General features: G+C 51.8%; 1 protein-coding gene (cut by a window edge). It reads left to right on the top strand.

Translation table 11 applies throughout. From position 1 onward, the window contains the following. On the top strand, positions 1-14,759 hold the beginning of the coding sequence (locus tag V5J77_RS12565) for a non-ribosomal peptide synthase/polyketide synthase (protein WP_338556261.1). 26,917 nt of this gene lie beyond the right edge of the window; 14,759 of the gene's 41,676 nt are visible here — the first part of the coding sequence; it begins with the start codon at positions 1-3; its stop codon lies beyond the right edge, outside the window.

Consider the following 14,759-nt stretch of genomic DNA (forward strand, 5'->3'; position numbering starts at 1 on the left):
ATGTCAATGAGTAAAACCAAGCTGGAGCTTGAAGATCATGAAGGAGCAGTTTACGTGCTTACGGAAGCACAGCGAAGAATATGGTACATGGAGCTGCTGAATCCCCATACCACGGTAGCTACACTGAACAGCTTGCTTACTATCAAGGGGACGATACAAGAGGAATTGATTGTGGAGGTGCTGCAAACTCTTGCATTTCGTCATGAAGCTTTGCGTATGCAATTGCTGTATAGGGAGGGGGAGGAGCCTCTCAGCTATGTTGTGCAATATAAGCCATTTGATATTGATGTTGTGGATTTAAGAGAGAGTGAAGCTGAAGCATGGCGGGAAAACGTCGATTTTCTATCGCGTCAGCCGTTCTCTCTTTTTGATTCGCCGTTATTTAAATTTTCCTTGCTTCGGACTGGAGAAAAGGAAGCCAGATTGTTTTTGAGCATTCATCATATTATTGCCGACGGCTATTCGCTCAATTTAATAGGGAATGAAATTATTAACGGCTACAGAGCCTTGCTTTGTCATGAGGAGCTTCCTAAGGATTTGGCACCAGCTTGTACGGGGCTGCTGCAAAGTGAGGAGCAATATTTGCAATCTTCCCGCTTTCTAAAGGATAAGGCATTCTGGGACGAAGAGTTCAGCACGCTGCCTCCAATTACTCGTATTGACTCCTCCCAAAGCGCAAGGCAGCTAGCTAGTAGTTCGGCAAGCTGTGTCTATTATGAAATAGCTGCATCCGAAGGGAATGTCATTCATGCTTTCTGTGAGGAGCAGCAGGTTTCCCCATTTAACTTGTTCGTGGCTGCTCTTTGTCTTTATTTGTCGCGGATTTGTGGGGAGGAGGAGATTGTGCTCGGAACGATGTATGCCAATCGGACATCGCGGGAGCAGAAAGCGATGGTGGCGATGCTGGTCAGCACAACGCCTTTCCGTATGCGGCTGGATGCTTCATGGTCGTTCGCAGATTTCCTGAAACAGGTGAAAAGCAAGCAAAGCGAGTTGATTCGGCATCAGAAATACCCGTTTAACCGTATTGTACCTGAGCTTCGCAACCAATTTGGTTTTACGGATGCGCTGCTGCCTGTATTTTTCAATTACCATCCGATGGAGTGGGATGCACTGCCCGCTGACGCACCTTTCCAATATGAGACGAAGCCGCTCGGGAATGAACATCAAGATAACGAATTGACGGTGCACATTCGCGAGCATGTAAAAACAGGCGAAATGGCTCTTCAAATCGATTATTTAACAGACCTGTTCGCACGCGAAGATATTGACCTTTTGATTCAACGCTTGCTGCATGTAATTAGAGAAGCGATAACTGCTCCTATGCAAGCGATAGGACATTTTAATATTCTGCCTCCTTGGGAGCTGCAAGGCGTACTGAACTCGTACAGCTATGGACAGCGGATTAAGCACCGACAGGAGCTTTTATTGCACGAAATGTTCGAGGCGCATGCTGCAAATACACCAGATCATATCGCTGTTGCGGGATCTGACGGCTCGTCGCTGACTTACTGTCAATTGAATGAGCGGGCTAATAAGCTGGCGAGAACACTAAGTCAACAAGGCATACGCCAAGGGGAGCCTGTGGCTATTTTGGGAACGCGATCTCCGCTCATCGTTACCGCTGTTCTTGCTGTATTGAAAGCAGGGGGGGCTTTCGTTCCGCTGGATAATTCGCTGCCTGCTGAACGGCTGGCCTATATGCTGTCGGATAGTGAAGCACGTATTCTGCTTACGGCAGATGATGTCATTATGGCTATTCCTGACTACTGCCAAATTATTGATTTGAGACAAGAGGCAAGCTATGGCGAGGATGGGGCCAATTTGCTGCAGCATTGTGCTGCTGAACAGCTTGCGTATGTTATCTACACGTCTGGAACTACAGGCAGACCGAAGGGGGTTATGGTCGATCAATTCAGTTGGGCTGAAACAGCGAGGTCTTGGGGCCATGAATACCAGCTGGAAGCTATGGAGGTAAGGCTCCTGCAATTAGCGAGCTTTTCTTTTGACGTGTTTGCTGGCGATTTGGCCAGAGCATGGCTCAGTGGAGGGGTGCTTGTTTTATGTTCGGATGAGGCTCGTCTCAGCTTGCCTCGTCTTCACGCCTCTATAGTCGAAAACGGCATTACGCTGCTGGAGTCGACGCCAGCATTGCTCGTACCGCTGATGGATTATATATATGAAAATGATTTAAGTACGGGCCAACTGCAGCTGTTAATTATGGGCTCTGACCGCTTTCCTGCGAAAGACTTTCAGAGGGTGCACGAGCGTTTTGGATCTGCCATGCGCATTCTCAACAGTTATGGGGTAACGGAAGCATGTATTGATGCGTCCTATTATGAAGTGGAGACGGGGGGCATTCAGCTTCAGGAAGGAAGTTTGCCAATTGGTCGACCTCTTCCCCATGTCAATCTTTACGTGCTAGGTCAGGGTGGAACGTTGCAGCCCGTTGGCGTGCCGGGAGAGCTGTGCATTGGCGGAGCCAGCGTAGCTCGGGGTTACCTGAACATGCCGGAACTGACGGCCGAGCGTTTTGTACAAGATCCATTTGTTGAAGATGGGCGCATGTATCGCACAGGGGATCAGGCTTGCTGGCTCCCGGACGGAAATTTGCAGTTTCTGGGGCGTTTGGACGACCAGCTCAGTATTCGGGGCTACAGGGTCGAGCCGGGCGAGATTGAAGCGCGTCTGCTAGATATTGAATCCATCCGCGAGGCGGTTGTTGCGGTCATGCCAGATCGCCAGAGAGAGCTGGTGCTTTGCGCCTACTACACAGCAGAAGCGGAGCTTGAAACGGCTGAACTACGAGCATTTTTGTCTTCAATGCTGCCGGACTATATGGTGCCTGTTGCCTTTAAGAAGCTGGAGAAGCTGCCTTTGACAGCAAACGGCAAAGTGGATCGCAGAGCGTTGCCTGCTCTGGATGAAATCGTCTCCTCCCAATTATACATACGTCCAGTTACAGATGCACAGCAGCGGATGGCCGCGTTATGGCAGGAGGTGCTCGGTCAAGAGCGGATTGGGCTGGAAGACAATTTCTTTGATCTTGGAGGCCATTCGCTGAAAGCCATAACGCTGCTGACGCGCATCCATCAGGAATTTCAAATAGAGCTTGGCTTGCGGGACATTTTTCAGGCTGTATCGCTCAAAGATTTAACCGAGATGGTCAGCACAGCGAGCGAATCTATTTACGAGTCGCTTATGCCCGCGCCTCTTCAGCCGTATTACCCGCTGTCATCTGCACAGAAAAGGCTATTTATGCTGCACCAATTGGATGCTTCAGGACTAAGCTACAATATGCCCACTGTCCTGCATTTGGAAGGGCACCTGGACAAGCAGCAGTTGGAGGCGGCATTGGGAGTCCTTATCGCTCGGCACGACGCTTTACGCACTTCGTTTACCGTTGTAGATGGAGAGCCTGTTCAGCATGTGCATCAGCAGTTGGTCTTCTCCCTTCCTTATGAGGAAGCAGAGGAAAACGAGGCATACGAGCAAATTTCGACTTTCATCCGACCGTTTGACCTCGGCATGGCTCCGTTGCTGCGGGCAAAAATAGTACGTGTTGGGGAGCAACGGCACCTGCTCTTTTTTGACATGCATCATATTATCTCGGATGGTATTTCCGTACAAATTTTAACCGAAGAGCTAGCTGTATCGTATGCCGGGGGAACGCTTGCGCCGCTACAGCTGCAATATAAGGACTATGCTGTATGGCAGCAAGCTTACATGCATACACATGATTACGCCAAGCAGGAAGCCTATTGGTTGAATCAGTTTGCCGGAGACGTGCCTGTGCTTCAGTTGCCGACTGACGAGCCTCGCCCGGCTGTACGCAGCTTTAGAGGAAACCGAGTGGACGCCGAGCTTCAGGGCGAGCTTGCAGCAGCGGTCCGGGAGTTGGCTCGCAAAAGCGGTGCCACCGTATATATGGTGCTGCTTGCAGCATACAGTGCGCTGTTGTCGCGAATTAGCGGGCAAGAGGAGATTGTTGTCGGAACGCCTGTTGCAGGGCGTCAGCACGGGGAGCTGTCAGGGATGTTAGGTATGTTTGTCAACACCTTAGCGCTTCGCATGTACCCGGAAGGCGACAAAACGTTTGCCGCCTATTTGCGAGAAGTGAAGCAGACGGCATTGTCTGCGTTCGAGCATGGGAATTACCCGTTTGAGGAATTGGCCCAGCGTATGGTGCAGAAGCGTGATCTAAGTCGCAATCCGCTCTTTGACGCGATGCTCGTTTTGGAGCAAGCGGATCACGAGGCGTTTAAGCTTGCCAATGTCCATGTTACATCACACGCATTGGATTATACGGCGGCCAAATTTGACTTGACGCTTACCGTGACGGAGCGGGAGGAAAGCTTCTCGTTAAGCTGGGAGTATGACTCCGCTTTGTTTGGACACCGTACGATCACACGCTGGAGCGATTGCTTCCATGAGCTGCTGGTGCAGGCTGCTTGCTCCCAGAACGCGAAGCTGGGTGCATACGATATAGTAACGGCTCAGGAAAGAGCGCAGCTGTTAGACCAATTTGCCGGGACTAAGAAAAACGATGGCCCAGCAACGTCGGTGCTAACGTTATTTGAGCAGCAAGCTATGCAAACTCCAGACCAACCGGCGATCATTTGGGAGAAGGAAGAGCTGAGCTACCGGCAACTCAATGAGTGGGCAGAGCAACTCGGCGCTGAGCTGCGGAGGCAGGGAGTAGGGGCTGACACGATTGTCGCAGTTATGACTCATCGTTCGTTAGAAATGGCGGTAGGCATACTGGCAGCCTTGAAAGCAGAGGGTGCCTACCTTCCGATTGATCCTGAATTTCCGATCGACCGCATCCGGTATATGCTGGGGGACAGCCGACCTAAAGTGCTGTTAACGTTCAGAAAGTATGAGCCGCTTGTTGCGGAACACCATCAGGGCAGTTCTATTTTATATTTTGAGGATCACCCGCTTCGGCACATCCCAGTGAAGGAAGTGAAACGCTCATTCGCTCCAGAACACTTGGCCTATGTCATTTACACATCGGGAACTACAGGTAAGTCCAAGGGCGTTATGATAGAACACGGCAGCTTGGCAAACACAATACAGTGGAAAAAACGCCACTATTCGTTTGGGCCGCATGATAGAGCGTTGATGTTGAATCCTTTTATTTTTGATTCGTTTGTGACTCACTTTTTTGGGCCTATCGTTTCAGGCGCAGCCGTTGTCATTTTGAATGATCAAGACAGCAAAGATGCTTCAGCCATTCGCGAAGCAATCGTGAACCATCAAATTACCCATTTGCAAAGCCCTCCGAGCTTCTACTCTGCCATGCTCGAAAGCATGATGGACAAGGATTGGCGCTCGGTGCGAAGTGCGGTAGTAGCCGGCGAGGCGGTTGGCCTGCCTTTAATTCGTCGACTGAAGGCTATGAATCCACATATGCAGTTGATGAATGAATACGGTCCAACCGAAAATACCGTCGTGACGACAGCAGTGGAACTAACAGTAGAGACGGCTGTAACGATTGGGCGCCCTATACCGAATGCACGGGTTTATATTTTGAATGCACATGGCATGCTGAATCCGCTTGGGGTACCGGGCGAAATTTGCATTGCTGGGGCTGGCCTAGCCCGAGGGTATATAAATCAAGAGGAATTGACGGCCTCCAAGTTTACGGCGAATCCTTTCGTGCTGGGTGAGCGTATGTACCGAACAGGCGATTGGGGCCGATGGCTGCCGGATGGCACATTGGAATATTTGGGACGAATGGATCATCAAGTGAAAATTCGGGGGAACCGGATTGAGCTCGGTGACATTGAGGCGCATCTATTAACGCTTCCAGAAATGAATGAGGTAGCCGTCACTTTAATCGAGGAATCAGAGAGCAACGCCAGCTTATGCGCTTATTTTGTAGCGGAGCGGGAATACGCTGTGAAGGAATTAAGACAGCTGCTTGGCTTGGCATTGCCGTCTTATATGATGCCGTCTTATTTTGTTCAAATACCGCAAATGCCGCTGACTGCCAATGGCAAATTGGATCGCAGAGCGCTTCCTCTTCCTGACAGCAGCAATCTGACCAAAGACAGCAGCTACTTGGCTCCAAGATCCGAGGCGGAACGAAAGCTGATCGAAGTGTGGCAGGAGGTGCTGGGCGTAAGTCCGATCGGGGTTCGGGATGATTTCTTTGAACGAGGCGGACATTCGTTAAAGGCCACGTTTGTTGTTGCTCGCATGCAAAAAGAGCTTCAGGCCGACGTTACGCTGCGGGATCTGTTCCAATATCCGACCGTTGAGACGATGACAGAAGTGATTGCATCCAGATCAATGAAAATATTCGATGCTCTGGAGCCAGCGGCACAGATGGACTATTATCCGCTTACGAGCGCGCAAAAAAGGCTATTCGTGCTGCAACAAATGGAAGGAGCAGAGGTTAGCTACAACATGCCCGCCGTTCTGCGGATGGAAGGCATGCTGGATCCATTACGCTTTGAGTCCTCCTTGCAGCAGCTCATTTTGCGACATGACGCTTTGCGAACATCCTTTGCATTTATAGACAACGAGCCCGTACAGCAAGTGCATGAGCATGTGCAGATAGCCGCAGCTTACCGGGAAGCGGAACAGCAGCAGCTTGATGCTGTAATCGCGGAGTTTGTACGTCCGTTCAATCTTGGACAGGCTCCTTTGCTGCGCGTGGAGGTTGTGCGCGTGGAAGCACAGCTGTACTATGTGCTGCTCGACATGAACCATTTGATTTCCGACGGCGTGTCAATGAGCATTTTTGTAGAAGAATTTACGAAACTATACGCTGGAGAAAAACTGGAACCGCTGCGGCTGCAGTACAAAGATTATGCCGTATGGCAGCAAAAATACACCCAAAGTGCCGTATATCTGGAGCAAGAGGCGTACTGGCTCCAGCATTTGGGCGGAGAACTGCCCGTGCTGCATCTTCCAGCTGATTACACACGTCCGATTTTGCGCAGCTTTGAGGGGGACCGGGTTGACTTCAAGCTAGACAAGGCATTGTCGGAGGCGGTACAAAAGCTCGCGCTGGATAAAGGGACCACTGTTTACATGGTGCTGCTGGCGGCGTACAGTACATTTCTGTCACGGCTGTCCAACCAGGATGAGATCCTGATTGGTTCTCCTGTTGCTGGACGTCCGCATGCAGATTTAACATCCATGATGGGGATGTTTGTTAATATGCTGCCCTTGCGTACATTCCCTTCAGGAACAAAGGGCTTTGCCCAATTTTTAGAAGAAATCAAGCAAACGACGCTGGATGCTTTAGTGCATGGGGATTATCCTTTGGAGGATTTTATTAATCAGGTTGTCAAAGAGCGGGATATGAGCCGCAATCCGTTGTTCGATGCCGTATTTGTCCTGCAAAATACCGATTTGTTGCCTATTGAGCTACCCGATTTGAGCGTAGAATCGTATCTGTTTGCCGAAACATCGGCGAAGTTTGATCTCACGCTTCAGGTTAATGAGCATCAGGACGGCTACGACTGCTCCCTGGAGTTTTCCACAGCATTGTTCGCTCGTGAAACGATAGAGCGCTGGTGCCATTATTTCACAGACATGCTTCATCATGTAGTCGCTGAGCCGGATACGCTGCTGGCGGAAGCAAGATTGCTTCGTGAGCAAGAGCAGCATGAACAGCTTATGGCCTACAGCGGGCTACCTGTGTCGCCTATGCTGCAAGTGTCTATTACAGATCGTTTTCAAGAAATCGTCCATCGTCAGCCTGAACGCCTAGCCGTTGTAATTGGCGAGCGGCAGCTTACGTACGAGGCGCTGCTGTGCCAGTCCTTAGCGATTGCTGGGAAGCTTATTAGCAACGGGCTGCTGCCGCAAGCGGCTGTTGGCATTTTGGCTGAGCGTTCCATCGAATTTGTTGTTGCGGTCATGGGCGTTTTGCAGGCGGGCGGCGCTTATGTACCTATGGACCCGGAGGCTCCGGAGGATCGCCATCTGTATATATTGAACGATTGTGGCGCCGATTGCTTGATCGTTGTTGGCGATTTGCACGTGCCGGAACGGTATGAGGGGGCGGTCATCAGGCTTGATGCTGATATGCTTCTGGAGGAGGCGCTGGGGGACGACGGGAAATCGCATACGCTCCGTCCAATTCGCGGCGATGATCCTGCCTATATCATGTATACCTCTGGCACAACAGGCAATCCAAAAGGTGTGCTGGTCACACACGGCAACGTCGTCAATCTGGTGAGGGGCGGCGGCTATGTGCCGTTTCATAGCGAGCATCGTTTTGCGCAGACCGGCTCGGTCAGCTTTGACGCGGCAACATTTGAAATTTTTGGCGCACTGCTTCATGGCGGAGCGCTGTATCCGGTAGAAAAGGACGTACTGCTGAGTGCGCGACGATTAGGACATTTTATTGCAGCAAACGGCATTACGGTCATGTTTTTGACAACATCGCTATTTCACCACTTGGCTAATGAGGAAGTGGGAATGTTTACTGGGCTTCAGCATTTGATTATGGGTGGAGAAGTATTGCTGCCGAAGCCTGTTCACGCTGTTCAGAAGGCTAGCCCGTCCATTACGATATGGAACGGATACGGGCCGACGGAGAACACTACGTTTTCGACTGCTCTCCCTGTCAGTGAGATGATTGGGATGACTAGTCTTCCAATCGGACGACCGATTGGTGGAACGACAGCCTACGTGCTGGGTGCTGGCGGTCAAATGCTTCCCGTTGGCGTACCGGGAGAGCTTCACCTTGGAGGTGCCGGTGTAGCTAAAGGCTATTGGAACCAGCCTGAGCTTACGAAGGAAAAATTCAAACCTGATCCGTTTATCGAAGGTAAAACCATGTATGCAACAGGGGATTTGGCTCGCTGGCTGCCTGATGGCAATCTCGCATATATGGGACGAATTGATCAACAGGTTAAAATTAGGGGTTACCGGATTGAACTGGGCGAAATTGAAGCGCGTCTGCTGCTGCATGCCGATATTCATCAAGCGGCAGTCGTCATTCGGAAAGATACACCTGGAAACGAAATGCTCTGCGCTTATTATGTTAGCGACGATGCGCTAGATCCCTCGAAATTGAGAGATCAGATGAGCACAGCGCTGCCTTTGTATATGGTTCCCGAGTATTACATCCGGCTTACAGAACTGCCGCTTACGAGGAATGGAAAGCTGAATCGCTCGGCATTGCCTGCACCTGCGTACGATACAGCGGCAACTGCGCCATATGTTGCGCCTCGTACAACGACGGAAGCTCAACTAGCAGCAATTTGGGAGGATGTATTGCAGACGTCGCAAGTGGGAGCGCGGGACAACTTTTTTGCACGGGGAGGGCATTCGCTAAGCGCGATGACGCTGGCATCGCGCATCCATCAAGTAATGAATGTGCGAGTGGAGATTCGTGACATATTCCGTTCTTCAACTCTTGAAGCGCTGGCGCTCAAAGTAGAGCAGGGAGCGAAAGAGCTGTTTGAGGGCTTGAGGCCTTCTGAACCGCGTGACTACTACCCGCTGTCTTCTGCGCAAAAGCGGATGTATGTGCTGCACCAGCTTGAAGGTGCGGAAATGAGCTATAACATGCCTGCGGCCCTCGTATTAAATGGACGGGTGGAGTTTGCACGACTGGAACGCGCCTTTAAGGAGCTTATCGCCCGTCACGAAGTACTGCGGACCCGTTTTGATATGCTTGACGGCGAGCCCGTTCAAAAAATTACCGCAGAGGTTGCTTTCAATTTGTCTTACCGGGAAGCTGGAGGCATACCGATTGAAGAAATAATTCGAAGGTTCATGCGTCCTTTCGATTTGAATCTGGCTCCGCTGCTGCGCATTCAGTTGACGAAGCTGACCGATACGCAGCATCTGCTGCTATTTGATATGCATCACATCATCTCTGACGGGACTTCAATCAGTCTTTTCATCGAGGAGATGACAAGGCTGTATGCAGGCGAACGATTAGAGCCGTTATCGCTTCATTACAAGGATTACGCGGTATGGCTTGCCGTTAACAAGCAGGCGGAAACGTATGTCGCGCATAAAGCATATTGGGTGCAGCAGCTTGGCGGCGAGGTGCCGATTCTTCATTTACCGTCGGATTTTCCCCGCCCAGCTATAAAAAGCTTTGCGGGAAGTCGACTGGATTTTGTTATAGATGCAAAATTGAGCACCCATTTAAAACAGCTGGCGCAAGACACAGGGACTACTTTATATATGGTATTGCTTGCTGTTTATAACGTGTTCTTAGCGAGAATCTCAGGTCAAGATGACATTATTGTGGGTACGCCGATTGCTGGTCGTCCTCATGTCGACCTGTCCAATATGATGGGAATGTTCGTAAACACATTAGCCATTAGATCCATGCCGTCTGTAGACAAAACATTCAGGGATTACTTGGAGGAAATTAAGCAAATTTCATTGGCTGCGTTCGAACATGCGGATTATCCGTTTGAGGAAATTGTCGATCAAGTCGTTCAACACCGTGATGTAGGCCGGAATCCGGTCTTTGATGCAATGTTCGCGCTGCAAAATATGAAACAATCTGAACTTCATATGTCAGATGTCGAAATCCTTCCTGTCCCGATGGAAAACCCGACGGCAAAATTCGATTTGTCTTTGTTTGTCAACGAGTCCGCAGATGAGTTGCATGGCAGCTTGGAGTATGCGACATCGCTGTTTGAGGCGGGTACCATTGAACGCTGGAAAGAACATTTTATTGCACTGCTTCGTCATACCGTGGCTGAACCGGACGTTATGCTCGGCAAGGCGAATTTGCTTAATGAACAAGATTTGATGACTCTGCATCAGTGGATGGACGGGCCTGTGAAGAAGCTCGAAGACACTAGTGTGCATGAGTTATTCCATAAGCAGGCGGAGAAAACACCGGAAGCCGCTGCGCTCGTATTTGGCGATACCCAGCTTACTTATGGTGAGCTTGATCGTTTGTCGGATCAAATGGCTGCTGCTCTACGACAAGAGCAGATCGGAGGCGGAAGCATAGTAGGACTATTGGCTCTGCGCTCTCCAAAAATGATAATCGGTTTGCTGGGCATTTTGAAAACGGGAGCGGCCTTTCTTCCGATTGATCCCTCCTACCCTGAGGAACGAATTTCATTCATGCTGGAAAATTCTAAAGTCTCTTGCTTACTGATGGATTCGGCTTGCGCCCAAACGCATGATTATCTTGTCCGTCGCAGTAAAACGAGAGTCATTGAACAGCTTCTTGCCTCAATAAGCTCCAGCGATACAAGTGGGGTTTCGCATGAGGAGCTTCGGATTACGGCGGCGACCGAAAGCAGCCAACTTCTCTACGTCATCTATACGTCGGGTACGACAGGCAATCCGAAAGGTGTCATGCTTGAACATGGCAACCTCATCAACTTAATTATGCATCAATATGAGCATACTGACATTCCGTTTGACAAGGATGTGTTGCAGTATGCCTCGTATAGCTTTGATGTGAGCTATCAAGAGATTTTCTCTACATTGCTTGCCGGAGGAACGCTGCACTTGATCGAGGAGGAGATGCGCCAAAATGCAACTGCGCTTTTCCGTTATGTGGAGGATCGAGGCATTCAGACCATGCTCCTGCCTTCGTCGTTTGTCAAATTCGTCTGGAACGATCCTACTTATGAATCGGTGTGGCCGAAGTGCGTGAAGCATTTGATTACAGCGGGAGAGGCGCTCATTGTTGGTCATACTCTACAGCAGTTTTTGCGAGAGCAGGGCGTAACGCTGCACAATCATTACGGTCCTTCCGAGACGCATGTGGCTACGACGTATACGATAATGCCGCAAGAGGCGATGGTTGCGCTGCCTCCGATTGGTAGACCGATCAGCAATTCGTCTGTTTATATTGTCGATTCGCTGGGGCAGCTGCAACCGATCAATGTAGCCGGCGAGCTGTACATTGGGGGAGCTTGTGTCGGTAGAGGCTACCTGCATCAGCCTGATTTGACAAGTGCGAAGTTTCTGCCCAATCCATGGTCGCCCGGAACCCGGATGTACCGAACGGGGGATAAGGCCCGCTGGTTGGCTGACGGAAGTATTGAGTATTTAGGCCGTATGGATCATCAGGTTAAAATTAGGGGATACCGAATCGAACCGGGCGAGATCGAAACCAAGCTGCTGGAGCTGGGCGGGATTCGAGAGGCTGCTGTAATTGCGCTTCAAGATGAACGCGGCAGCAATGAGCTATGCGCTTATGTGGCAGGTGAGCGTGAATATACATTTGTTGAGCTGCGCGCAGCGCTTAGAACGATGTTGCCGGAATATATGATACCAGCCTATTTCGTGCAGCTTGCCGTGCTGCCGGTAACCCGTAACGGAAAAATTGATCTCAGAGCGCTGCCGAAGCCGACGGAAAATTTGGCGGAAGGCGATTACGTCTCGCCGCGAACGCTTTTAGAAACTAAGCTGGCTTTGCTGTGGCAGGAGGTGCTGGGGCTTGAGCGCGTCGGCATTCGCGACAACTTCTTCGAGCTTGGCGGCCATTCGCTCCGAGCGATGACGCTTGTATCGCGTCTGCATCAGGTATTGGGAATAGAGGTTCCCCTGCGGCAGCTATTCCTTTCGCCTACGGTCGAAGGGCTGGCGGCTGTACTAGAAACAGCCGACGAGCGCGAATTTGAAGCGCTGGAGCCCGTGAAGGCTCAGGAGGCCTATCCGCTGTCCTCCGCGCAAAAGCGCCTGTACATTTTACAGCAGCTAGAGGGAGTGGAGCTTAGCTACAACATGCCAGTTGCGCTGCGACTGGCAGGAGAGCTGGATCGCGAGCGTCTGGTAAGAACGCTGCAAGCGTTGGTGGCCCGCCACGAATCGCTGCGGACAGAGTTCGTTGTAGTGGACGGAGAGCCGATGCAGCGTATTGCGGCGTCTGCCGTGTTCTCGGTAACGTACGAGGAAGCGACGGAGGAGGAAGCGCAGGAGCGCGTTCGCACCTTCCTTCGTCCGTTTGACCTCAGCAAAGCGCCGCTGCTTCGGACGACGGTAGTGCGTGTGGGCGAAGCGAATCATTTACTGCTGCTGGACATGCATCATATTATTTCCGATGGTACGTCGATGAGTATCTTCATTCAGGAGTTTACGAAGCTGTACGGAGGAGAAGAGCTGAAGCCGCTGCGGTTGCAGTATAAAGATTACGCGGTGTGGCAGCAAGGCTACCGGGAAAGTGCGTCGTATCGGGAGCTGGAGAGCTACTGGCTGAAGCAGTTCGCCGGGGAGCTGCCGGTGCTGAGCCTGCCGCTGGATTATCCGCTTCCGGCAGTGCGTAGCTTCGAGGGAGCGCACGTAGAATTTGAGCTGGACAGCGAGCTGTCAGCAGCGCTGCGGGAGCTGGCCCGGGCAAATGGAGTGACGCTGTATATGGTGCTGCTGGCAGCGTACAGTGCGCTGCTGGGTCGATTAAGCGGCCAAGAGGAGCTGATCGTGGGCACGCCGATTGCGGGACGTTCGCATGCTGACCTGCAAGGCATGCTGGGGATGTTCGTGAACACGCTGGCGCTGCGACTAAGCCCGTCAGGGGGGAAAACGTTCTCCGCCTACTTGCAGGAAGTGAAGCAGACGGCGCTAGGGGCCTTCGAACACGGGGACTATCCGTTCGAGGAGCTGGTGGAGCAGGTGGTAAGGCAGCGGGATATGAGCCGCAATCCGCTATTTGATGTGATGCTGGTGCTGCAAAACACGGAGCAATCGGAACTGAAGCTAGCGGATCTGCAATGGACACCGTACCCCATAGAAAGCGGGACGGCGAAATTCGATTTGACGCTGTCGGTAAGCGAAGAGGAGCAGGGGCTGCGTTGCACGCTGGAATACGCGGCGAAGCTGTTTGAGCAGGACACGATCGAGCGCTGGGTGGGTCATTTTACAGAGCTGCTGCGTCAAGTGACCCGCGAATCACATACCACGCTGGGAAGCATGGACTTGCTGACGGTAAGTCAGCGGGAGCAGTTGCTGGTGGACTTTAACGCGACGGAGCTGGAGCTTCCAGCGAACGCGACGGTGCATGGGCTGTTTGAGCAGCAGGCAGCGCGAACGCCGGATGATCCGGCGCTGGTCAGCGGCTTGGCGGTGTGGACATACGGCGAGCTGGAGGGGCAAGCCAACCGCATCGCGGGCTGGCTGCGCGCACATGGGGTGAGCAGCGAAGACCGGGTCGGTGTGCTGCTGTCCCGTTCGCCTTGGCTGATCGCGGGCTTGCTGGGGATTATGAAAGCGGGCGCGGCCTATGTGCCGCTGGATCCGGCGCTGCCAGGCGGCCGCCTCGAAGGGATGGTTCGAGATGCGGGAATCCGCATTCTTTTAAGCGAAGAAGCCCAACGAGAAACGGTGACAGGCTGGGTAGAAACTCCGCTGCGTCACGTGTTATGTCTGGAGGAGCAGGATGCTGCCGAACAGCAGAAGGCTTCAGATGGGAAGCAGGAGGGGCAGGATACTACTAAACAGCAGAAGGCCTCAGATGGACAACAGGAGGAGCAGGACGCTGATGCACAGCAAAAGGTTTCAGATGAACAGCAGGAGGAGCCAGTCTCCGATAAACAGCAGGCTTCGCCGGTGAGGTTCGCCGCAAGGGAAGAACTGAAAGCTTATGCCTCGTCATCACTGAAGGTGGAGAGCCGTACTGAAGGCAGCGCGTATGTCATCTATACCTCGGGGACGACGGGCACGCCGAAAGGCGTGGTAGTCGAGCATCGGAACGTGGTCAACTTTATAACAGGAATGGTGGAAGCTCTGCCCTTTGCGCCAGCTACAACGATGCTGAGCGTGACGACGGTGTCCTTCGACATCTTCGTGACCGAAAGCTGGGT

It is taken from the genome of Paenibacillus sp. KS-LC4, from assembly GCF_036894955.1.
Classification (GTDB): Bacteria; Bacillota; Bacilli; order Paenibacillales; family Paenibacillaceae; genus Pristimantibacillus.